Annotated in this window: 27 protein-coding genes; 6 read left to right on the top strand and 21 right to left on the bottom strand. The window is 49.6% G+C overall.

Going from position 1 to position 22,626, the window contains the following annotated elements; all coding sequences use genetic code 11:
- Window positions 1–4: 4 nt before the first annotated feature.
- The 8 genes from AC1VOR_RS18675 to AC1VOR_RS18710 all read right to left on the bottom strand — a co-directional run bounded on the left by AC1VOR_RS18675 (window position 5) and on the right by AC1VOR_RS18710 (window position 7,663).
- Window positions 5–1,306, bottom strand: coding sequence for an ATP-binding protein (locus AC1VOR_RS18675; protein ID WP_482620022.1), 1,302 nt, complete (start codon window positions 1,304–1,306; stop codon window positions 5–7).
- A gap of 111 nt (window positions 1,307–1,417) precedes the next feature.
- Window positions 1,418–2,068: an amino acid ABC transporter permease gene (locus AC1VOR_RS18680; protein ID WP_482620023.1), complete on the bottom strand. Its 651-nt coding sequence runs from the start codon at window positions 2,066–2,068 to the stop codon at window positions 1,418–1,420.
- A gap of 27 nt (window positions 2,069–2,095) precedes the next feature.
- Window positions 2,096–2,749, bottom strand: a complete 654-nt coding sequence (locus AC1VOR_RS18685) for an amino acid ABC transporter permease (RefSeq protein WP_482620025.1) — start codon at window positions 2,747–2,749, stop codon at window positions 2,096–2,098.
- Between the two features lie 11 nt (window positions 2,750–2,760).
- Window positions 2,761–3,615 (bottom strand): transporter substrate-binding domain-containing protein, encoded by an 855-nt coding sequence (locus AC1VOR_RS18690; RefSeq protein WP_482620027.1) that lies wholly within the window; start codon window positions 3,613–3,615, stop codon window positions 2,761–2,763.
- A 47-nt stretch (window positions 3,616–3,662) separates the two neighbouring features.
- Complete coding sequence (locus AC1VOR_RS18695; protein ID WP_482620029.1) at window positions 3,663–4,391, bottom strand: amino acid ABC transporter ATP-binding protein; 729 nt, start codon at window positions 4,389–4,391, stop codon at window positions 3,663–3,665.
- Window positions 4,392–4,622: 231 nt separating this feature from the next.
- On the bottom strand, window positions 4,623–5,057 hold the full coding sequence (locus AC1VOR_RS18700; RefSeq protein WP_482620119.1) for a universal stress protein: 435 nt from the start codon (window positions 5,055–5,057) through the stop codon (window positions 4,623–4,625).
- A 142-nt stretch (window positions 5,058–5,199) separates the two neighbouring features.
- Window positions 5,200–5,463, bottom strand: coding sequence for a DUF1294 domain-containing protein (locus AC1VOR_RS18705; RefSeq protein WP_482620031.1), 264 nt, complete (start codon window positions 5,461–5,463; stop codon window positions 5,200–5,202).
- Between the two features lie 79 nt (window positions 5,464–5,542).
- The gene (locus AC1VOR_RS18710) at window positions 5,543–7,663 is read right to left on the bottom strand and encodes a DNA topoisomerase III (protein WP_482620033.1); all 2,121 of its coding nucleotides are present in this window, start codon (window positions 7,661–7,663) and stop codon (window positions 5,543–5,545) included.
- Window positions 7,664–7,857: 194 nt separating this feature from the next.
- Between AC1VOR_RS18710 and AC1VOR_RS18715 the strand changes: the two genes are divergently transcribed.
- Both AC1VOR_RS18715 and AC1VOR_RS18720 read left to right on the top strand, forming a co-directional pair.
- Complete coding sequence (locus AC1VOR_RS18715; RefSeq protein ID WP_482620035.1) at window positions 7,858–8,856, top strand: beta-ketoacyl-ACP synthase 3; 999 nt, start codon at window positions 7,858–7,860, stop codon at window positions 8,854–8,856.
- Window positions 8,857–9,753: 897 nt separating this feature from the next.
- A complete protein-coding gene (locus tag AC1VOR_RS18720) occupies window positions 9,754–9,966 on the top strand; it encodes a hypothetical protein (protein WP_482620037.1) in 213 nt (70 codons plus the stop codon).
- 55 nt (window positions 9,967–10,021) lie between these two features.
- On the opposite strand, the gene AC1VOR_RS18725 is transcribed toward AC1VOR_RS18720, so the two are convergent.
- Window positions 10,022–10,969, bottom strand: coding sequence for a DMT family transporter (locus AC1VOR_RS18725; RefSeq protein ID WP_482620039.1), 948 nt, complete (start codon window positions 10,967–10,969; stop codon window positions 10,022–10,024).
- A gap of 183 nt (window positions 10,970–11,152) precedes the next feature.
- Between AC1VOR_RS18725 and AC1VOR_RS18730 the strand changes: the two genes are divergently transcribed.
- The gene (locus tag AC1VOR_RS18730; protein WP_482620040.1) at window positions 11,153–11,878 is read left to right on the top strand and encodes a copper amine oxidase N-terminal domain-containing protein; all 726 of its coding nucleotides are present in this window, start codon (window positions 11,153–11,155) and stop codon (window positions 11,876–11,878) included.
- A gap of 93 nt (window positions 11,879–11,971) precedes the next feature.
- Window positions 11,972–12,832 carry a sulfurtransferase gene (locus AC1VOR_RS18735; RefSeq protein ID WP_482620042.1) on the top strand — a complete coding sequence of 287 codons (861 nt, stop codon included), beginning with the start codon at window positions 11,972–11,974 and terminating at the stop codon, window positions 12,830–12,832.
- A 113-nt stretch (window positions 12,833–12,945) separates the two neighbouring features.
- Here AC1VOR_RS18735 and AC1VOR_RS18740 read toward each other — a convergent pair whose 3' ends face one another.
- The 5 genes from AC1VOR_RS18740 to AC1VOR_RS18760 form a co-directional block, all read right to left on the bottom strand.
- Entirely contained in the window at window positions 12,946–13,152 is a 207-nt protein-coding gene (locus AC1VOR_RS18740; protein ID WP_482620044.1) for a helix-turn-helix transcriptional regulator, read from the bottom strand.
- 5 nt (window positions 13,153–13,157) lie between these two features.
- Window positions 13,158–13,454 (bottom strand): hypothetical protein, encoded by a 297-nt coding sequence (locus AC1VOR_RS18745; protein ID WP_482620045.1) that lies wholly within the window; start codon window positions 13,452–13,454, stop codon window positions 13,158–13,160.
- Window positions 13,455–13,744: 290 nt separating this feature from the next.
- Window positions 13,745–14,221 carry a YfbM family protein gene (locus tag AC1VOR_RS18750; RefSeq protein ID WP_482620047.1) on the bottom strand — a complete coding sequence of 159 codons (477 nt, stop codon included), beginning with the start codon at window positions 14,219–14,221 and terminating at the stop codon, window positions 13,745–13,747.
- Between the two features lie 117 nt (window positions 14,222–14,338).
- Window positions 14,339–14,959 (bottom strand): hypothetical protein, encoded by a 621-nt coding sequence (locus AC1VOR_RS18755; protein ID WP_482620049.1) that lies wholly within the window; start codon window positions 14,957–14,959, stop codon window positions 14,339–14,341.
- A 186-nt stretch (window positions 14,960–15,145) separates the two neighbouring features.
- Window positions 15,146–15,760, bottom strand: coding sequence for a hypothetical protein (locus AC1VOR_RS18760; RefSeq protein WP_482620051.1), 615 nt, complete (start codon window positions 15,758–15,760; stop codon window positions 15,146–15,148).
- A gap of 90 nt (window positions 15,761–15,850) precedes the next feature.
- Between AC1VOR_RS18760 and AC1VOR_RS18765 the strand changes: the two genes are divergently transcribed.
- A complete protein-coding gene (locus AC1VOR_RS18765) occupies window positions 15,851–16,396 on the top strand; it encodes a DUF1697 domain-containing protein (RefSeq protein WP_482620053.1) in 546 nt (181 codons plus the stop codon).
- A 118-nt stretch (window positions 16,397–16,514) separates the two neighbouring features.
- On the opposite strand, the gene AC1VOR_RS18770 is transcribed toward AC1VOR_RS18765, so the two are convergent.
- The 6 genes from AC1VOR_RS18770 to AC1VOR_RS18795 form a co-directional block, all read right to left on the bottom strand.
- Complete coding sequence (locus AC1VOR_RS18770; protein ID WP_482620121.1) at window positions 16,515–17,222, bottom strand: alpha/beta fold hydrolase; 708 nt, start codon at window positions 17,220–17,222, stop codon at window positions 16,515–16,517.
- The gene (locus AC1VOR_RS18775; RefSeq protein WP_482620055.1) at window positions 17,177–17,398 is read right to left on the bottom strand and encodes a hypothetical protein; all 222 of its coding nucleotides are present in this window, start codon (window positions 17,396–17,398) and stop codon (window positions 17,177–17,179) included. Before AC1VOR_RS18775 ends, AC1VOR_RS18770 begins: the two co-directional genes overlap by 46 nt.
- A 16-nt stretch (window positions 17,399–17,414) precedes the next feature.
- A complete protein-coding gene (locus AC1VOR_RS18780; protein ID WP_482620056.1) occupies window positions 17,415–18,077 on the bottom strand; it encodes a TetR/AcrR family transcriptional regulator in 663 nt (220 codons plus the stop codon).
- 257 nt (window positions 18,078–18,334) lie between these two features.
- Window positions 18,335–18,748: a DUF4183 domain-containing protein gene (locus AC1VOR_RS18785; protein ID WP_482620058.1), complete on the bottom strand. Its 414-nt coding sequence runs from the start codon at window positions 18,746–18,748 to the stop codon at window positions 18,335–18,337.
- Window positions 18,749–18,828: 80 nt separating this feature from the next.
- Entirely contained in the window at window positions 18,829–19,725 is an 897-nt protein-coding gene (locus AC1VOR_RS18790; protein WP_482620060.1) for a Cof-type HAD-IIB family hydrolase, read from the bottom strand.
- An 11-nt stretch (window positions 19,726–19,736) separates the two neighbouring features.
- On the bottom strand, window positions 19,737–20,498 hold the full coding sequence (locus AC1VOR_RS18795; protein WP_482620062.1) for a PHP domain-containing protein: 762 nt from the start codon (window positions 20,496–20,498) through the stop codon (window positions 19,737–19,739).
- 167 nt (window positions 20,499–20,665) lie between these two features.
- Between AC1VOR_RS18795 and AC1VOR_RS18800 the strand changes: the two genes are divergently transcribed.
- Entirely contained in the window at window positions 20,666–21,508 is an 843-nt protein-coding gene (locus AC1VOR_RS18800) for a MurR/RpiR family transcriptional regulator (RefSeq protein WP_482620063.1), read from the top strand.
- A 14-nt stretch (window positions 21,509–21,522) separates the two neighbouring features.
- Here the strand turns inward: AC1VOR_RS18800 and AC1VOR_RS18805 are convergent, their stop codons facing one another.
- Entirely contained in the window at window positions 21,523–22,626 is a 1,104-nt protein-coding gene (locus AC1VOR_RS18805; protein WP_482620064.1) for an ABC transporter ATP-binding protein, read from the bottom strand.

The raw sequence follows: 22,626 nt of genomic DNA on the forward strand, positions 1-22,626 counted from the left end.
GCCGTCAAATCTGCATATGTACCTGGGATTTGCGTAATGCATCCGTAGATATTCTTACCTGAAACAAGGCGCCCCCGAGCCCCGGAGCTCTTCCTATAGAAATAACCCCATCGAACTGCTTCACAATATCGCGCACATGCGATAGACCAATTCCCGTAGCAGCAATACCTTCTTCATCAAATTTAGTCGTAAAGCCCGGCTCGAACAGCAGCTCCCGGTCCACCTGATGAATCCCGCTCCCGCTATCGCTCACCATGAACAAGGTAAGTCCCGCTTGCTCCCGAACCTCCAAGTGAATTTGACCTTGAGCTTGTATGGCCTCCACCGCATTAGCTGTCAGATTATTTAACAGTGTCAGCAGAGGAATATAATTCACGGTGGCGTAATCGAACATCAGCTTATGCGTAAATACGATACTCTTGCCTAGCATTTCCGCATACTGCTGGTTGCTCTTGATCGTATAATGAAGAAGACCTGACAACAACATATCACCCGGTACTTCCTGATCCGTCAGCTTGATCAGCCCGGCCAGAATGCGCTGTGAATCCTTCTTCACTTCATGGATTTGCTGGGTAATGCCAAGCACCTGATGGGCAGGCCCGTCACGGTCCTCCTCCTTCAAATCACGGTATAACTCATAGCTGCGCAGAGTCACCTGCTCTAGCGTACCGATGGACTTCTTCAAATAGAACACCTCACCATACAGTCCAGAGCTAAAGCCAAGCACTTGCTCCATCCGCCGATGCTGCTCCTGCTGAATAATTCGCATCCGACTAACGGCAATACTGCTATAAATGCCAGTCACAAAATAGGTACGGAGCATCGCAATCGCCATCAAGAAGGACCACTCGTTCAGTTGAAAGGTAGTCGTCCCGGTGACGAGCAGCCGGGTCAGAAGCTCGGCTTCATTGGACATCAAATCGATGATGGCCATGACCGCCCCCAAAGCGAGCGGATAGAAGCGGTCCAGCCGCAGCTTGATGGCGTTCATTCCCAATGCAAATACGATGTAGTAAATTCCCGCCGAGCAATGCCGAGTCAGACTTTCCACCACATTCAGGCCATGATCCATCAGCGAATCCAGGCCCATGCGGAACAGCAACACCGTCATGCCCGTCACGACTCCCGTAGCGACATAGGGAAGCCGCCGCATAAGCAGCAAGAACAGCAAGAACGCGCTACTCCCCAGGCCAATCCGGAAGATATCACCGGCAAAAGGATTAATCTTCAATTCTCCGGCAATCGCAGTACCGAACGCAACCGCGCCGATTTGCACATATCGGGACTTTAAAAAGGCGACCCCCATGGCCCTCACCACATTCCGTCAACTCATTGTTGCCCATTATCGTACCATATTTCGGAGTTATCGCCTATACCTTCCATTTCACGGAGTGTCAGGTGTATGTCAGAATTGATTTCAAGCCTGCCGGGCCTCCAATCTGCGGGAGACCATCGATAACATGAAGTTGACGGTAAAATAAATCAGAGCTACCAGCAGCAGAATCGGAATGGTATAGCTATAGCCATGCCCGATGACAATGCCCGCATGGTGCATTAACTCCGGCAAAGAGACGACCACCGCCAGCGACGTATCCTTCAGCAGCGCTATGAACTGGCTGACCAGGGGCGGAATCATTCGTCTCAGCCCTTGAGGCAACACAATATGCCATAAGGTCTGGAATGTGCTCAGACCGGATGAACGTGCGGCTTCCACCTGCCCGCGATCGATGGAGTTCAGCCCTCCGCGCACAATCTCCGCAATCATCGCCGCTTCAAAGATCGTCAAGCCAATAATCGTCGCCGTGACCAGACCCAAACGAATTCCAGCCTCCGGCAGCGCAAACCGCATAAAGAAAATGATTAGCAGCAACGGTAAATTACGAATCAGCTCTACACTTACCATGAGCACCGGTGACAGCACTGGCAATTGAATATAACGTATAATGCCGACCACGCAGCCAATAAGAAAGCTAAGTACAATGGAGGCTCCGGCTACAATCAAGGTAACTCCCAGACCTTCCATCAGAAAGCTTAAATTCTCGGCGCTGTACGCTCCTATAAAGTCCATCTCTCACCCTCCTTTCGCACAAGCAGCCTATTCATATTTCCGCTCAAGTCTTCGCTCCCAGACCCTTACGCCGTAGCTTAGCGGGAGCGTCAGCGCCAGATAGAACAGAGCCACAAATACATAAGTATCGAAGGTACGGTACGTATCGGCATTAATGATGTCAGCAAAATACATCAAATCCAGGCCAGCCACAATGGTCAGCACGGAGGAATTCTTGATCAAATTAATGAATTGATTACCTAGCGGCGGTATGACCAACCGAATGGCCTGGGGTAAAATCACATGCACCATCGTTTGCGAATAACTAAGTCCGGAAGAGCGTGCCGCTTCGGTCTGCCCTTGAGGAACCGCCATAATCCCGGCGCGAATCGCTTCCGCTATGAAGGATGAGGTGTAGACTGCCAGCCCAACCGTTCCGGCCGTGAAGCCATCCAGCGGCATCCCGAGCACCGAGGGCCCATAATAGAAAATGTAGACGACCAGCAGTAGCGGAATATTGCGGAGGAATTCCACATATCCGGTGCCGAACCAGCGAAGGGGCGGGAGAGGGCCGATGCGGAATACCGCAATCAGCGCCCCAAGCAGGAAGCTGCCGGCCAAGGCCATCAGGCTGGACAGCACCGTTCCCCGAAATCCTTCCATATAAGTACCGAAATACTCGGTGAGTATTGTAATGTCCATCAGATTACTCCTTACTCAGCGGGCTTCTTGCCAATCCATTTCTCATAAATGGCATCGTATTCCCCGCTATCATGAAGTGCCTTCAAGGTCTCATTAATGGCTTCTACAACGTCCGTATTTCCTTTTTGCACAGCAATGCCATAAGGCTCATCTGTGAATGGCTTGCCTACCACCTCGTAATTCGGGTCCTGAGCAGCCATGCCGTACAGGATGGAGTCGTCCGTGGTCAATGCGGCGCCTTGCCCGGCCTTCAGTGCATTGAAGGCATCCTGATAGTTATCGAATTCCAGCACCTTCACACCGGATACCTGATCACGAATGTTTTTGACCGAAGTCGAGCCCTTCGTCCCCAGCACCGTCGTATCTGCCGTCACATCTTCAATGCCCTGAATAGCGCTGCCCTTCTTGACTAGCAGCGATTGTCCAGCCTGAAAATAGACATCGGAGAAATCCACCTCCTGCTTGCGCTCCTCCGTGATCGTCATCGTGGCAACCACCATATCGATTTCACCATTATTCAGCATGGGAATCCGCGTCTTGGAGGTCACCTCCTTCAGTTCGATGGCGTTCTCATCCTCCAGGATGTGCTTGGCAATCGCCTTGGAAATATCGATATCAAAGCCTTCCACGTTGCCGCTGGCCGGGTCCTTAAGCCCGAAGAGCTTGGTATCATATTTTACCCCGACGACCAACTTGCCACGTTCCTTGATTTTGCCTAAGGCGGCACCCGCGCTCTCCCCAGCCGCAGGAGCCGAAGTGTTACCACCGCTGGCTGAATTCCCCTCTGCCCCATTGCTTCCACAGCCAGCCAAGACAAATACTGCACAAGCCGCCGCAATACTGAACAATTTCATGCTTTTTCTCATATCTAGTTCCTCCTTCAATTTATACAATTACAGGCTATTACAGGCTATCAGTGGCTTAACAACCGACTCAAGAAGGTACGCGTTCGCTCCTCACGGGGCTGGGAGAAGAACTCCTCCGGTCCCGCTTCCTCCACGATCTGCCCCTGGTCCATAAAAATAATGCGGTCGGCCACTTCACGTGCAAAGCCCATCTCATGCGTCACCACCACCATCGTCATCCCTTCACGGGCCAAGTTACGCATCACGTCCAGCACCTCGCCTACCATCTCCGGGTCTAGCGCCGAGGTCGGCTCATCAAAGAGCATAATCTTCGGCTTCATGGCGAGCCCCCTCGCAATCGCCACCCGTTGCTGCTGTCCGCCCGATAATTGAGAAGGATAAGCCTGCGCCTTGTCGGCAATGCCTACCTTCTCCAGATAGAACAACGCCGTCTGCTCCGCTTCCGCCTTAGTGATGCCCAGCACCTTGACCGGCGCCAGCGTGATGTTGTCAATCACTTTCTTATGGGGATACAGATTGAAGTGCTGAAAGACCATACCAATGTTCCGCCGCAGTTGATTGATATCGGTCTTGCGGTCGTTGACGGGAATGCCTCCCACATTCAGCTCACCGCTCGTAATCGTCTCCAGACGGTTGATACAGCGGAGCATCGTGCTTTTGCCCGAGCCGGATGGACCCACGACGACCACGACCTCACCTTCTGCAACCTCCAGGTTAATCTCCTTAAGTACGTGGAAATGCCCATAATGCTTATCGACCTGGCCAAAATGGATCAACTCTCTTCCTCCCTTCCCCTGTCCTGCTAATGCCAAATGTATGTGAGTAATCGTGACATTTGAAATTAACCTTACTGCAAAGACTATATAAAACTACATTTTCCTATGCGTTCTTTCCATTTTGCACGAAAAATAATGGGCACGACGATGGACAAGCGTTAGCTATCCTCACGCAAAAAAAAAGCTCCCACCCCCACAAATTGTAGGGATGGAAGCTTTGGTATAAATGATTTATTTGACAATAAGCACCGGAATTTCGGCATGTTGTACAACGTTATGGCTGACGCTACCGAGGACGAACTGACGTATGCCGCCCAGTCCGCGACTACCGATCACAATCAGATCTACTCCGTGCTCCTTCGCATAGTCCAAGATGGTCTCCGCCGGAGGACCCTGCACCATGGTCACGCTGGGAACAACGCCTACCGAGGTTAGCCGCTTCTCCGCTTCCAGCACGGTCTGCTCTGCAAGCTCGTAGAAATCCTTATTCATCGTAGCGGGTACGGGAGCAAAGCCATCCGCCACATACAGACGAGGGAAGTCATAAGCATGCAGCACCTGAAGCTGCGATCCGGGTGACAATTTGCTCAAGGCAATGGCCCTGTCCAGCGCTTTATTCGCCGCCTTCGATCCATCATACGCTACCAATATTTTTTGGTATAACATCATAAGCACCTCTCTCTTGTTCTGGAATCAACGAGGTAAGCCATGGAACATCTTGCTCCATATCATTATATACCCCGTTTGGCCCCGGTAGAAAAGCCAAGCCCGAATTTTCCAGTTGAGAGCGGTGTTATCTTTTAAAGAATCATATTAGAAAATAGCCATAGAGCACGGCGTTCAGCAACAGCAATAATGGGATACCGACGCGAAAGCTCATATGCTTCGTTTTGTGCCGCTTGGCATTCATCGCCAGCAGCACACCCAGGGCCCCGCCCAAAGCAGCCAGCAGGAACAAGGTCTTCTCCGGTACCCGGTCGCGTCTTTGCCGGGCCCGCTTCTTATCGTCAGACATGACCAGATACGCCACGGTGTTGATAAAGAGAAACCAGATTAGCAAAGCTATTCTCATACACAACCTCCTTCCTGTTTTGGAACTACGTAGACGCAGGTTTGACGCGCCGCTCAGGCTCCTGTTGTTTCACGCGCTTCTAAGCGTCGCCTTTCTTCTCCAAGGCTGCCTTAAGCAGGTCTCCCAGATTGGTTCCAGCGGATTCGTTCTGAGAATATTGCTTGACCAGCTTTTGCTGCTCTCGCTTGTTCACATGCTTGCTGTCCTTATTCATCACTTCCGTAATACCACAGGACAAGCATTGCACATACATCCCCGCCTTGCCTTCCTTCATCTCCATTTTCTTATGGCATTGCGGACAACGACGATTGGACAAGCGCTTCTCACCGGAGCGACGATACCCGCAGTCCTCGCTTGGACATACGAGCATCATGCCCCGGCCCGTCTTCTTCTCCAGTAGACGCGTTCCACAATCCGGGCAATGGCTGTTCGATACATTATGAGGCTTATAGGTTGCTTCACTATACTTGACGCCGCGAACCAGCTCGACAGCCATCTCGCGAATGCCGTGCAGGAACGGCTCCGGCTTGCCTTGACCCCGGGCAATCTGCTCCAGTTCCGCTTCCCAGCGGGCGGTCAGATTCGGTGAGCGAAGATCGGCTGGAGCAAGCTCGATTAATTGCTTGCCCTTGCCTGTCGGATGCAGCGCATTGCCCTGCCGTTCAATCGTATCGGAATGGCCCAGCTTCTCAATAATGTCCGCGCGGGTGGCCGGGGTTCCCAGGCCATGCTTCTCCATCTGGGTCAGCAAGGCCGCTTCGGTATAGCGCTTCGGCGGTTGGGTCCGTCCCGGAAGCACCTGGCAACGCTGAACCGAGAGCTTCTGCCCTTGCTTCAGCTCCGGCAAGGCTGACTGACTATCGTCTTCCTCTTCCGCCTCGTCCTCCATCGCTTGCCCGTCATAAACGGCCCGCCAGCCGCTATCCTTGATCGTCGTTCCCTTGGCATGCAGTGTCTCACCGCCTGCCTCCACCGTCACCGTGACTTGATCAAAGCTTGCGGGAGGATAGAATAAGCTGATAAACCGCCGGACGATCAAATCATACAGCTTGCGTTCCTCCGGGCTTAGCGCATTCAATAATACCGTTTGCTCGGTTGGAATTATGGCATGATGATCGGTGACTTTGCTGTCGTCCACGATCCGCTTGCCAAGGGGCAACGGCTTGCGCAGGAGCGGCCGGGCCAATGGAGCATAAGGCCCCACGGCTACACTGGTGAGCCGTTCCTTTAATGTATCCGCCATATCGGCTGTTAAATAACGTGAGTCAGTGCGCGGATAAGTGACCAGCTTATGCTGTTCATATAACCGCTGCAATACGTTAGAAGTCTGCTTGGCCGAGAAGCCAAGCTGGCGATTGGCATCCCGTTGCAATTCTGTTAAGTCGTAAGCCAATGGATGCGGGATCGTCTTCTCGTTCTTCACCAGCTTGACGATGTTGCCGGAGGCTCCCTCAAGCTTGTGCTTCAGCGCCTCTAGCCGGTCAGCATCAAAAATACGTGAATCTCCGTTCGTTCCCCGCCAGACCGCTTCGAAGGAACCGAAGTTGGCCCGTAGCACATGGTACTCTTCCGAGCGGAAGCGAGTAATTTCATTCTCACGCTCCATGATCATTCCAAGCGTTGGCGTCTGGACCCGCCCGGCCGACAACGGAGAACCGAATTTCGTCGTCAATGCCCGGGTAACATTCAGGCCCACCATCCAGTCAGCTTCGGCACGGCAGCGCGCGGATTGATACAGCCGCTCATACTGGCTGCCCGGCTTCAACGAGGCAAAGCCCTCCTTGATAGCCTTGTCCGTCTGCGAGGATATCCATAACCGCTTGAACGGCTTGCTCCACTTCACCATATCCATAATCCACCGAGCCAGCAGTTCCCCTTCACGAGCGGCATCTGTAGCTACAACCAGTTCACCGATATCCTGACGTCGCATCAATTGCTGTACCGCCTTGAACTGGTGGCTGCTCTCGCGCAGTACCTTCAGCTTCATCTTCCCCGGAAGAATCGGCAAATCCTCAAGGGACCATTGCCTGTACTTCCCGTCATATTCCTCCGGCTCAGCCAATCCTACTAAATGGCCTAAGGCCCAGGTCACGACATACTTGGGACCCTCAAAATGACTCTTATGCTTATCGCGGCTACCGATGACCCGCGCAATTTCTCTTGCTACCGATGGCTTCTCCGCCAATACTAATGTCTTCATAAATGGACGTAGACACTCCCTTCTTCTGCCTTATTATAGCATCCCTCCTGCCTTTGGCGCGAAGTTTGACTGGAGATAAATACCTCACTTGCTTAAAAAGGATTGAACATTTATTTTAAAAATGATATAAACAAATTAGCGGTTTAGTACCAGGTTTTAATATCTGATTCTAAAAAAATGAAGGAGTGATTGGAATGACTCAGTTAAACCATGCCCGCATTACCGCCATTGGCTCCTATGTTCCCGAGCGGATTCTTACCAATAATGATCTGGAGAAAATGGTGGATACCAACGACGAATGGATCGTTCAGCGCACCGGCATCAAGCAGCGGCATATCGCCGCTGAAGACGAGTTCACCTCACACCTTTGTATACAAGCAGTTGAACAACTACAAAGCCGGTATCACGTAGCCCTGAATGATGTGGAACTCATCGTTGTTGCCACTACGACACCGGATTACTCATTCCCTACCGTGTCCTGCCGTATTCAGCAGCATTTTGGCATGGAGCAAGCTGGCGCTATTGATCTGAACGCTACCTGTGCGGGATTCACCTATGGCCTGCACCTGGCTAATGGCTTGATCGCTGCGGGCTTGCATCGCAAAGTCCTGGTCGTTGCCGGGGAAACGATGTCCAAAATCACGGATTACAGCGACCGAAACACTTGTATTCTGTTCGGTGACGGAGCCGGGGCCGTTCTGGTAGAAGGTGACCCCGAAGAATCCTGGTTCGAGGCCTTCACGCTCGGTACCAACGGAGAGGGTGGGATTCACGTGTACCGTTCAGGCTTGGCGGAACATATGGACGGCATCCCTCTCATCGGCAACGGTAAAATCGTCCAGAATGGACGCGAGGTGTTCAAATGGGCGGTACGTACCGTTTCTTCCGGCATAGAGCAGCTTCTGCAACAAGCTGGGCTCTCTCTAGAGGACATCGATTGGTTTGTCCCGCATAGTGCCAATATGCGCATGATTGAATCCATCTGTGAGAAGTCCGGTATGCCTTTGGCCAAGACATTGCAAAGTGTCCAGGACATGGGGAATACGTCTTCCGCTTCTATTCCATTAGCGTTGGAGGCGGCAGTTCGTGAAGGGCGGCTGAAGCTTGGAGACCGGGTGATGCTTTACGGGTTTGGGGGTGGGCTCACCCACGCCGGACTCATCCTCCGCTGGGGCATCTCTAAGGAAATCTAAAATTCTGCTTCCTATCACGAAGAAATTTCGAGGAGATGGGCGGCTTCGAATCTTGAACTCTACCTGTGCCTTCCGCTGCTCACGTAGGATTCACCTACGCTGCGCTGCTCTGTCCCTGATATCGTCCAACCTTCTCGGTGCTGGAAACCTGTATTTTAGATCCTCATTGAACAGGAAATCTAAAATTCTGCTTCCCATCACGAAGACATTTCCGGGAGATGGAGCGGCTTCGAATCTTGAACTCTACCCGAGCCTTCCGCTGCTCACGTAGGATTCACCTACGCTGCGCTGCTCTGTCCCTGCTATTGTCTAACCTTCTAAACTAATATTTGAGAGGGCCGATCCAGCGTAGTACACCGGATCGGCCCTCTTTTGAGCAAGAACTCGCTTCACAGACAACCGCCTAACGGTTGATATCCTTGCTCAGCCATTATTTAGTGGAGGGAGCTATAATGAACATCCCCCAACATTCCACACTAACAGGAAATCCTCCAGCTAATATTTCTCTTTACCCGCCTTATTGCGCAATTATAGGGAATTCCTCCATATAATTCGGCTTAAAACGTTGGATTTGGTGCTAAAGCGTGGATTTATAGGGAGTTTTTCCAGTTAAACGCCGAAATTCGGCCCATTTTCCCAAATTAGCAGGAGGATTTCCCACTGGCGCTCCCACTATTGAGCATCAGCATTAAGGTACGATGTGCCAGGGGACAGGGTGCACTAGACGGAGACGGCCACTAGATACGTATCCCCTCCCACCTACCGAATCGCTATTCGTAAGCGATCGCAAGCAAGCGATGGCCCTGCCTGCTTCGCCCTCCCTTTTCAGACGGGAAAGCAGCAGGTACAATAACAGATATGTTTAACAATCTAACCCACTATAAGGAGAAGCCATTCATGCCTACCGTCAGACAACTATTTACAGAGCAGGACTTCCAGGAAGCTATCGACAAGAAGCTGCGTATTCGCGTGTTTCATAACGATCACCTCATTGATTCGGGGAGCATCATGATTCGCTTTACCGAGGAGACGGTCATTACCCAGTCCAGCGTTAGCGAGCTAGCCTATCACCCACGCCAGGAATGCCAGTTCTTCGAGGTGCGCAAATAACTACGTATGCCAAGTTAAGCCATGCATGCTGCTGTAGCCCTGCCGTTAACCTACCCTAGCCCACCTTTCCTTCCTGCCTTGCACCCGCAGCCAAAATCTGCGGGCTACCCGGCTCCAATACCGGAGCCTCCTTACCATAACGAATAAAGATCCAGACTCCGAACAAGATTAGTACCCCGGCAGATAGCTGCAACGGGGTCAGGCTTTCCTTTAATAGTACCCAAGCAAGTAATGAAGCAAATACCGGTTCACCCAGCACCGCCATGGATACGACGGAAGCACTTAAATATTTCATAAGCCAGTTGAATAAATAATGACCGAATAAAGTAGGAATGACGGCCAGCAATAAGAAAATGCCCCACTCACCCCGACTATACCCAGTGAACGGAATGCCAGCAGCTAAGTTGTATATCGCCATGACCATACCAGCCACCAAAAATACGATAAAGTTATAAACAAAGGCGCTCACATGATGCAACAGTCGCTTGCCTGCCAGCATATGCACCGCGATTGCCACCGTGCCAAGCAGAGACAAGAGATCCCCGGTGACAGCCTGGCGTGACAGGGCAAAATCCCCAGAGCCAATCGCAATCGAGCCAAGGAGAGCCAACGTTACGCCAATGACCATTGCCTTGTTGATTTTCGTCTTGAACAGAAAAAAGGACCCGAACATTACAATGATCGGCTCTAAGGTTAAGATTACGGTGGAACTGGCTACCGTCGTTAGTCGAAGTGAACTCATCCATAACAACAGATGCAGCCCCAGCATCAGACCGGAGAACAACAGACCTCTCCATTGCTTTGCGCTTAATTCACGCAGTTCCTCGCGGTATCTCCACAACAGCGGAAGCATTAGCAGGTTGGTCAAGAACATGCGGTACATCCCAATAACCGATACGTCGGCATGGGACCAACGAATAAAAATAGAGGAGAACGAGATGGCAATAATGCCGATAACATACAAAATTTCATGCTTGCCCAAGGGCTTGACCGCAGTGTGCATATGCTTCTAAATTCCCAGCTTTCCATCGAAAGTTTTGCCTGATATCCATGCAAACCACTTCATTATAGCTAAGATAAAGCCGTTCCTCAATGAAAATTTGCAAGAGGCCAAATGAGGAGCTTCGCCTTATTTACAGCACTCTATTCATTAGGTATCCTTTTACAAAAAGGAGGTTGTTGCTTAGTGAAGAATGCCGCGTTTCAATGGAAACAATACATCGCCATGATCCTGGTTGTGGCCGTTGCTGCTATTGGTGGAAGCTCATATACAGCAGATGCAGAAGCTCAGGCCAGCAATCAGGCAATCACTGTCCTTTTGAATGATCAGCAATTAGAACTTGAAGTCGACCCTCTTGTTAAAAATGGAACCACCTTTGTACCTATGCGTCCTTTGTTTGAAGCGCTAGGAATGGAGTTAACCTGGGACCCTGTGACGAAAACGGTAAAAGGAGCCAAAGAAGGACTTCAACTGTCCTTAACCATCGGTAGCAAGGATGCTCTGGTCAATCAAGCCCCTGCTAAGTTATCCGAACCTGCCTTGGTTCAAGCCGGGTTCACATTCGTACCGTTGCGATTTATTAGCGAGGCCAGCGAAGCCTTGGTATTGTGGCAGCCTTACCTGAAACAAATTTACATCTACGATACGGACTTCCTCAAAGAGAGCAATATGACTAAGGAAGAATTGACGGACAATTTCAATAAATACCTGGAAGAAAGCCTTGCCGAGCATCAGAGACTGGTCGAAGAACAAAAGAAAAAGGATGCCGAGAAGAAGGATAACAAAGACAAGGATAAAGATAAGACAGGTCAGAAGGACAAAGGCACGGATAGTACCCGGGATGGCCTGTGCAGCGTTTGGCGGTACCATCCGGTGTATGGAGGAAGTCTGGATTGGGTGCCATGCCCATAACATTACCCTACGATTTACCTTTGTGCTATATTTAGAAGTGGATAAGGCCGCTCCATGTGAAGCGGCCTATTTTGTAACCTTGGAGGATTTAATATGAATCAGATGGTATCAAAAGAGTGGCTGCTCGCCCGCATGTATGAGCCTGATCTGGTCATCGTAGATTGCCGTTTCTGGTTGAACGATCCCCCTGCCGGAAGAGAACGGTACAATAAAGCACATATTCCACGGGCCGTATATCTCGACCTGGACAAGGACCTGTCCGCCCCTCTGTCCCAGCATGGTGGCAGACATCCTATGCCTGAGCCAGAGCAGATGGCTTACACCTTCGGACGAGCCGGGCTGAGCCAGGACGACCGCATCGTCATCTATGACGACAATGAGGGAATGATTGCCGCAAGATTGTGGTGGATGCTCACCTACCTTGGACACAAGCAAGTCTTCCTGTTAGAGCAAGGCTTTAGTGTCTGGAAAGAAGCAGCCTTTCCACTTACCGCCGACCAACCGGTGGTCATACCCAAGACATTTGAAGCACGCCCGCAGCCAGAGCTTATCGCCACGCTGGATGAGGTTCGCAAGATCGCCTACCAGGACCCGTCTGCACAGGTTGAAACCACAGCCAAAGTGCTTATTGATTCCCGGGAGCACAGACGTTATTTGGGCCTGGAAGAGCCTATTGACACCAAATCCGGAAGTATTCCGAATGCGTTCAATTATTTCTGGAAGGAAGTTCTGACCGAAGAAGGACGGCTCAAATCAACAGCAGCGTTAGAGGAACATTTCTCCGGACTAGATAAGGACCAGGAGATCGTGGTCTATTGCGGCTCCGGCGTCTCGGCCTGCCCGAACATTCTGGCCTTAAAGGAAATCGGCTTCACGCATGTGAGGTTATACCCGGGAGGCTGGAGCGACTGGATTAGCTATGAGGAGAACCCGGTGGCTACGGGAGAGAACTGACTGCTTCCAAACAGCATACAGATGTGTATTAGGAGAATGTGCCGCTTAGAGCCGTAGGGCTTTGGGCGGCACTTTGCTGTGCTCATGGGTTTTAAAACAGCATTTAATGAAATCTATTTCAATTTATTCTGATCAGGTGTAAACAACTCATCTACAGTGGTTCCAAGCTGATTGGCTAGTTTGAAAGCAAGTAGCAAGGTTGGGTCATACTTGTCATTTTCAATGGCATTGATCGTTTGACGGGTGACATCTAACGCTGTGGCTAATTCCTCCTGTGTGTATTTTAGTACCTTACGTAGCTCTCTTATACGATTGTTCATAGCAATTAGCGTCCAATCATCACGTAGGCAATTGCGCCAAAGACTAACATAAGAAGAATAAAACCGGAAACAGATAGTAGCTGCTTTTTGCCATTACTGTCATCCATCTTCATCTTTTCTACACTTGTAACCAAAAAATAAACAACATATTGCAAGATCATCAAAATTAAAGGTAACGAGGCTTCCCTGTAGTTCACATAGTGATATACTCCCCAAACCAGAAGCCCCAATACCATAAATGCATAACTCCATTTAATCCCCTTTTGGTTAATGCGTTGCTCCATCTCATCCATTTTTTTCATAAGATAACCTCCCAAATAACATATTAAAATGTAAAATTCTCTTTACATTTTTAGCGTACTGCTTTCTCAGAATAATGTCAATAGTATTTTACATTTTGTCATCGAGCAGGTTGTTGTGCTTCCCCTTAACCCGGCGTGTCTGTATGCGGCTGGAGCGACTGGATTAGCTATGAAGAGAATCCGGCGGCCACGGAAAAGAAATAAAAACACAAAGGAACCCACGTCAGACGTGGGTTCCTTTGTGTTGTCATGATATCAACGCTTATGTTTTCGGCATACTATTACTCATATCAGACAATATAAAAGACAATGCCTTTACCTGTCGCAGCCACATTTTGATAATAGGTTTGAATGTCGGTGAAATATTGGTACAGATATGCGAGAAACTCCTCAGCGTCATCCTCTGCTGTTGCAGGATATACTTCCTCCTGAAGTGGATCATATTTGGCAAATAAAGCAGCAAACTCCTCTTGGGTAAAGTTCTTAATCGCCTCGGCCGTGGCTTGCACTTGAGCAGGATACAGATAGAATGCTCCAAAATCGCCCAGATCGAGCCCTTGACCATCAATCATAGGTACGACGTAACTAAGCGGCTGCTCTCCTCCGATCAGTTCGCCGGTAAGGGCATAATGAATGCCTTGCCATGCTTTGTCGATGTCTAGCTGGTCCCCACTGGTGCTTATTACTTCTCCTGCATCCAATTGCCCCTCGGCAAGTTGTTTAATCGCCTGCTCCGGCAAAGCCTTGTATAAGCCAATCATTCCCATCCTCTTCGCCCCCTCGTAGTATTGACAGTATTTGCTGCAAGGCATAGCCTCTTGCCTATTATTTTGTCTAGTATAAAGGTACGCGAAGTGTGGCAACAAGGGTGTAAAGTCGTTATTTCATAGCCGTAAAGACTCAGCAATCATCCGGTTCCACACTTCATAAGGAAAGTCGGGATTATCTGCAATTCGCAGGGAGTAGGCATCCTCGCCCTCAAAGACCCAGCCATACGGTTCTTGCAGCCGCCACTTACGGTCAACGCTCTCCCAGAAGCCCTCATGCGTCTGCACCGGATGCTGTGGCCAGTTATCAATCTCTGCTTCGGTATAGAGGCCGGATTGCTTGCGCAACGCCTTGCCCTGCTCCATAATGGCATCCAGCTCCGAGCGAGATGTGAACCCTACAAAGCGCTGGAGTAACAGTCCGGGAATCCACACCTCAGTTCCATAGTTGGCTGCGATTCGCTTGGATAGTGCATTCCATTCTTCAATACGCAAGACAAAGGGGTGAAAATGACCCTCATCATCCCAGGCGATCTCCAGTTCCTCTTGTCCCTTCTCCTCAAAAAGCAGCGAAATGTAGGAGAAATCATCACCCGTTTCGACCAACAAAGAAGCCTCCTCCGTGACTTTCATCCGAATCGGCTCATCTTCAAGATCCGGATATGAGAAATCGTCCTGAAGCCTCCATTCATACCGGGCCCAAAATGCTTTGCTATTCGCGAATCTGTTGTCCAGCATCGGCTACCTCCTCGACTTTTGGCTAACCTTTCGTATTTGCCATTATTATAAGCGTTCAACACAGCTTCCCACAATTTTAAAAGAGTGGATTGCAATGTGCTTGATAAATTATAATTTGAAATAAGTTCTTTGATAGTGACGGTAACTTTGACCATATGGCTTGGGAGAGTTAATAGATTGAATTCATCACGCTTGGCTAGAGACCAGCAACTCTCGAAAACCAGGAAATAACCCTTGCGCGGAAGTCTCCAAAAAGGAACGGTTGATGCTCTCGCCGTCAGTAAGTGCTTCATGATCGAACCCTACAACGGAATAATCTCCATCTGTCTGCGGCTTATGCGTATCCCAGCATATTGGACCTGCCCCGTCCTCATAAGTGGCGAAGGGAATATAACCCTGTGCGATTAACGATTTCCCGTTCTCCCATAAGACTTGCAAATGTCGGAGCGGATGGCTCGACGGCAGACCCGGTAATTCAATGCTGAAATGATCGTATCTCAATATCACACTCATTAGATGACATGTTGTCAAATAAGCTTCATACAGTGGAGGCACGGTCACAGGAAGGCCGTAAGCACGCTCAAGTTCGCGAATCTGTATAGCAGTTACTGTTGAGGGAATCATATTCCATCTTACCCATCCCTCTTCATCCACTTTCCCAACCTGCATATCAATCGGCACGCCAAAATCATCTTCATCCGTCTTGGCCGGATGTGACATAAGGAATTCGCGATGAGGGGTATCAAAATGGGTATCAAGCCATTGCTTCATCCAATCTTGCTTTAATTTCAACTCATTCATAGAGATAGCTCCTATCTTATTAAATTTATGTCGTAAGACACTGCACGTGATGGCCCGGAGGAGATAGGCCCAACAAAAGGAGATGATACCGTGATCTATGTAGCACTGCTGCGCGGCATTAACGTAGGAGGCAACAACAAGGTTGATATGAAGGCGCTCAAAGCTGCGTTTGAGTTAGCGGGGATGCAACGAGTCAAGACGTATATTAATTCGGGCAATATCATATTTGTCAACGACCAGTTGTCCCGGACCGACCTCGCGACAGTGCTGGAAGCAGCAATTGAAGCCGAATTTGGGCTTCGCATCCGGGTTCTGGTTCGCAGTCTGGAGCAGATGGAATGGGTAGCCGCTATGCTGCCGGAGGATTGGACCAACGACGAGCGATTGAAGAGTGATGTATTGTTTCTCTGGGACGAAGTAGACGAAGACACCGTTCCAGCGGAATTGCCCCTGAAGCCAGGTGTCGGGACCCTGCTATTTGCCCCAGGCGCGGTGCTGTATTCGGTTGATCGCGCCGATGCCGGGCGCAGCGGTATGAACAAGCTCATAGGCTCCAGACTTTACGCGCAAATGACCGTAAGGAACGTCAATACGACAAGGCAAATCGTGAAGCTGATGAGGGAGCTGCAACCGTAGTTGAAATCTCTTCAATACAATGCCAAATGAAGCGCTGCCCTGATCGTCCCCCGTAGGCAAGGCTAAGACCATGGGAGGGCAGTGCAACTCCATTAATTCAAGCTCCTCTTTATCTTCATTAGCTGGAACTGAGAAAATCCAGCATCAGTCCATTGATAACTTTAGGTTTTTCCAGTGGCAGTCCATGCCCTGTTTGGGGAATGACATTTATTTCAATATCCTTTATAAGCTTGCGGGCCCGTGCAACAGCTTTCTCAACATTATATTGAATGTCCTGATCACCTATGAGCAGCAGAACTGGAGCTTTAATTAACTGTAATTCAGCATCCTTTATGTATGAAACAAATAATTGAGTTCGTGGAAGTGCATTTTGCATGCCAATAATGAACTGATTTTTGATCGTCTGATTGATGTAGTTTCCCTTACCAGTCATGAACTCCATTAACTGATTGATTCTTGATGTTGTAGGCATCATTCCTGCAAGGAAACATCGGATAAAGAACCCTTTACTTTGTGGCTGCAGGCTTGCTGCTGGGGCCAAAAGGATTACTTTTCGTATTCGCGAGGATACGCGGGCAGCGAGGATCAAAGCAAGGAATCCGCCAAAGGAGTGTCCGCAAACATGTGCTTTATCGATATGTAGACCATCCAGTAGCTCCATAAACCACGCCGCACAATCGTCTTTATTCTTGATTGGTTTTATTGAGCGACTCATATTGATATCTCCCGGAAAATCCACAGCATATACTCTATAGCAACGGCTCAGCGCTTCAATATGGTCTAGCCAACTGTCGAACTGAACCCATAACCATGCAGCAGTATTAATGGTTCGGCATCTTTCGGCCCGGTAATTAGAACATGAATCTGACCAAACGAAGTAGGTACAAATACACCTTCAACAGGCACCTTCCATAACCCAAGTGTATGATTATATGCTTCTATGAAAAGCTCTGGTTGGCCACTCTTCCTGTATATAGAAGTGTAATGCTGTTCCTCATTCATTCCATGACTCCCTCCTTTACTTGTGTAACCGAAACAAACTTAGAAAATGATGAATATGCTTTACCATCATTTGTTCAATACTTGCTGTCTCTTGTCCATCCAACCGCCTTAAAATATAAGAGTTGACCATCATAAACAATGGATATTGGTATTGAATGGAGAGCATTCTAGGGTCGTGTAATTGAAGTTGACCAAGGGCAATATACTTTCTAAATGTAGTTTCCATACAATTACATATACCCTCCATGATATCGTTAAGGTAAATTTCCCTTGCTTCTTTGTCTCTTACTTGTTCCAAATAAATTATTCGCCAAATCTTTTCCATCTGCGTGTGCTGAACGTGCTCCAGAAAGTTATGAAAGCCTTGAGTCAGAAACACTTCTATATTTATGTCCGATACAATAGAATCAAGGCGATCCAGTGGGGGGATGATTTTGGCTATGTCCATTCGAAAATTATAATAAATCGTTTGTAATATCACCTTCTTACTTTTAAAATGATTGTACAAAGAGCTCTCCTTTATGCCGACATCTCTAGTGATATCTCTGATTGAGACAGCATTGTAGCCATTTTGCGAGAAGAGATCTATGGCAACATGGAGGATCAAGTTTTTATTATGATTCTGAATCAATACTCCATTTGTATCGAAAAACAGACCCAACTGACGAGTTTGTTTCAATATTATCAATACTCCCTTCAAAAGTTTTCTAACCCTAGTACATCACCAATCATTATAACTAACAATCGTTCGTTAATATATAGAGATGAACCAAGTTACTATCACTATTCCGGATGATTGGCTTATACAAGGCTTAGCTGGAGCAAGCCATTAAACAATTGCCGAGGGAACATTAGATGCCGGGTGCAGTGGCATGAACAAGTTCATGCCAAAAACACCAAAGCCCGCCAAGAGCTTGCTTTGGTGTTTTTGCATTTTCAATAAGTTACGGTAGTCGTGACGGACAGGTTGCTTGTATTGGATACTGAGTTGGAGGTTGAGTTAAAATTAACTACCTTCACTACAACCGTAGCGCCAATCACCAAGGCAGAGTTAATGACCAGACTAGTAGGTGTCAAGGTACTTAATCCACCACGTTGCATGACCCCGTTGACATACAAGTTGTAGTATCCATTGGCCGTCGGGACAACCAGCCCTCCCGCTGGTACAGTCGCCCCACTGTTGTTCGTGAAGCGGGTAGCTGCCAGAGTTGTCGTAGTCCCCAGAATATCCCCTAACACAATCGCTGCCGAATAACGTTGAACCGTAGGGACTACAGACGTTGTTGTTGTCGTATTGACACTGCCTGTTATTGTACTCTCCGCCGTCAAATATAAGCGAATAACCGGCATAATCTCCCCTCCAGTCATAGAGTAGCTATTTTGTATAGTATGACGGGAAGCTTCCGGCTGCGTGGACTTATGCTAGATTGCTAGAGAGCCTTTTCCTCCGTCGCTTTTGTAGATTGGAACACAGGGGTAAGATCGGCAATCCTTTCCTTAATAATCTGGGCTATTGCGTGCCTTTCATGCGATACTGTTACGGCATCAGCCCTATCCTTCAGGGCAGCTATCGCATTTCCCGTAGCCATGCCAAGGGTAGCTGCTTCAAGCAACTCGGCATCATTCATTTGATCGCCGACCGCGATAAGATGCTTATGCTGCCAGCCTTGCCTGGAGACAAGCTGTCGCAAAGCGCTCCCCTTACAGCAGCCATCAGGCAAGATCTCGAAGTAGTTACTCTCTGAGAAAACGGTGGTGCTGTCTGGCCGCAATCGGCTCCACTGGTATTCCAGCACCTCGGCAATCTCTGGCGTTGCAGCAACAGCCAGCAGCTTAACAGCACTCCGGGCTACCTCCTGCCACTCAACCAACTCCACTGCCGTACTCAGCACGTTGTCCTTCCGATCATGCTGTATGATCAAGTCATTGCGGCAAGGGGTTAGCATTTGGTCGCCATCATATAGTAGCAGACCAAGACCCTTCCCCTGCACTTGCTGCTCATATAGCCACCGACTATGCTCCGGCTCAATGGACAGCCTGGACGCGTGCAGCACAGCACTCCTTCGCGGACAATACAGCTGTGCTCCATTGCCTGCAATAAACGGCTGTTCCAACTCCAACTGCCGCGCATACGGCAGCGCCGAAGCCCAAGGCCGTCCCGTGGCGATGACGAATGTTCCCCCGGCCTTGCGAAATGCGGCAATAGCCTCCGCATTCTCCGGGCTAATCTGCTGCTGACGATCCAGCAATGTACCGTCCAGATCGCTGACGATCACCGTTTCGCTGGCTGACCACCGCATGACAGCCCCTTCCTCTTCCGTCTCCATATCCGCTCCCATCAGCTATGCCGTAGCAGTTCGGCCTGCAATAGCTGCTTCACCTCATCTGCAGCCCGTACCTTGACAGGCAAACAAGGCGAGATCGTGATAGAGTAGGCTCCTTCCTGAATGCATTGCTTCAATTCAGGAACTGTCTCACAAGCACGTTCCAACGTATTGATGATGCTTCCCGCCTGAAGAGGATGATGCGTATCACTCCCTCCAACCAGTGGCAATTGCTGCTCCGCCGCCCAAGCTGTCATCTGTGCCTGCATCGCCTCCACGCCGTAGGTGCGCAGGTCCTTCGCATTCAGATCCACGGCATCCAGCCGGGCAAGCTGCTCAGGGGTCAAACGCTGGAGCGAATTGCTTTCTCTGAACGGATGGGCTCCGATAATCAACAACTCATGCGCCGCACACAGGCTTATCAACTGGTCAAAGGGAACAAAAGTCTCAGGTGTAGTGTGACCTTCCAGCCCGGCACGTACCGCCAGAATGGACTCGCGTGTCCCGATGACGAGGATATGACCTCCTTCCGCCACATCCACCTCCATGCCGGGGAAGACCTTAAACCCGTCCACATCATAATAATGGCCGAGATAAGGGTATCTCCGGTCCAAATCTTCATAAATGTCATGGAAGCGTAGCGTATTGAAGTGTTCAGTCATTGTAATGGCATCCAGTCCCTCTTGTTTGGCTTCGGCAATCATGTCGCGGAAATAATCAGGAGAGAACGAGACCTTTTTGGACAGTTTTACATGGATATGAAAATCAATCTTCATCTATAGTCAAACTCCTTAATGAACAATTTGTACTTCGAAGGTAAAATTTCAGCTATAAAAACTTACTTTTATTAAAAATGTAAAATTTGTTTCAGAGAGGAAAGCCTTGCAGTATAATGAAGGCATATTTTCCGAAAAATCGACCATCCGCGAAGGAGCTACTTACCGTGAATCAACGTTTCCAATGGGATATGGACAAACTGTCCAAGAAACAAAAGAAAATTGCCGATTTCATCGAAAAAAACACAAGTCTCCTAGCCTATTTGACCGAGCAAGAGATGGCGGACCGAACGCAGGTGAGTATTGCCTCCATCTCCCGCTTCTGGCGAGTTATCGGCTTCAAGAATTTTAAGGAATTCAAGCAGATGCTTGCGGACAATCCTGAATATACCCCCGCACCCGCCTATAAAATTCGCAATCTGATAGACAAGGTAGGCAGTGAGGATCTGCCCGTCCAAATGCTGGAGCTTGGCGTACAATATCTCAACGAGACGGCGGACAAGCTATCCCTGCTTGACTTCCAACGCGCCATCGCAGCCTTGCGGGAAGCCCGCTCCATCTATATTTATGCGCCCGGTCCCGCTCACGGTCTGGGAGAGCTTCTCTCTTTCCGTCTCAAGCGCTACGGGATGAGAATTATTAGTATGGGCCGAGGCGGCCATGAAATTTATGAGACGTTGATGCATTTGCAAGCCGATGATGTCGTGATCGTGTTCGGCTTCTCCAATGTGCTGCCAGAGACCAAGGCCATTATGCAGCTCGGCAAGAAAGTAAACTACCAAACGATCTTCATCACCGACTTCATGGTATCGGACATGCTTAATGAGGCCGATATTGTGCTCTATTGTTATCGCGGCCAGTTGACAGACTTCCATTCCATGGTGGCCCCGACCGTATTGGTCGAGAGCCTGATCGTCGGCATTGGGCAAGCCGAGCAGGAGCAGGCCCTGCCCAAGCTCAACTACCTGAACCAGTTGCGCAAGCAATATGCTTCACTGATTCCCAAGTGATTCTGCCAGCGAGCCTATAGCGATAGCAGTTCGCCACTCTCTCCATCGTATACCAGCAATTTGCGGGGATCGATGTCCAGCCATACGATAGAGTCCAGCACATAATCCTGCTCGCCGATCTCCTTCACAAGCAACCCTGTATCTCCGCTTTGCAATTGGATTAACGTCTCCGATCCCGCCGGCAGGACGGCATAAACTTGAAAGGGTACCGCCTGTCCTGTCGGCTCATGGGAAATGGTCATATCCTCGGGACGAACCGCCAGAGTAACCTTCCCCTTACCCGGGGGAATCAAGCCCTCTAGCGAAATACTGCCCAGCGGAGAATCAATGCGGGTGCTTCCCGTCCCCTCGTTCTCTTGCCAGTAGCTGGCGGAGAGCAGATTGATCTTGGGATTCCCGATAAAATCAGCAATCTTCACATGTCGTGGCCGACGATACAGGTTGCGCGGCGTGTCTACCTGAAGCAGTCTCCCCTCGGAAAATACCGCCACCTTTGTTGACAGGGTCAGTGCCTCCGATTGATCATGCGTTACATAAATCACCGTAGTATTCAGTTCACGATGAAGCCGCTTCAGTTCCGAACGCATCTCCACTCTTAGCTTGGCATCCAGATTGGACAACGGTTCATCCAGCAACAAGATCCGCGGCTCGGTCACAATCGCCCGGGCAATGGCTACGCGTTGCTGCTGTCCGCCAGACAATTCGGACGGATAGCGATCCTTGTAATCCAGAATGTGCAGCTTCCCCAGTGTGGCTTCGACCTTGGCACGAATCTCTGGCTTGGGCAGCTTCTTCATCTGTAAGCCGAAAGCTACGTTCTCCATGACCGTCATATGAGGCCAAAGCGCATAGTTCTGAAAGACAAGGTTAAGCCCACGTTTCGCTGGCGGCACAAATTGCAGCTTATCTCCATCTGCCACTGTAGTGCCCCCGATACGCACAATACCTCCCTCTGGATTTTCCAACCCGGCGATGACACGCAGGGTGGTTGTTTTACCGCAGCCGGAAGGGCCAAGGAACGTCATGAAGTCGCCTTCTTCCACTACCAAATCAATATTCTTCAATATGGGCTGGCCCGCAAACTGCTTGTTAATTTGCTTCAATTCAATCAGATTCAT

This window comes from Paenibacillus sp. 1SOY10, assembly GCF_056836745.1.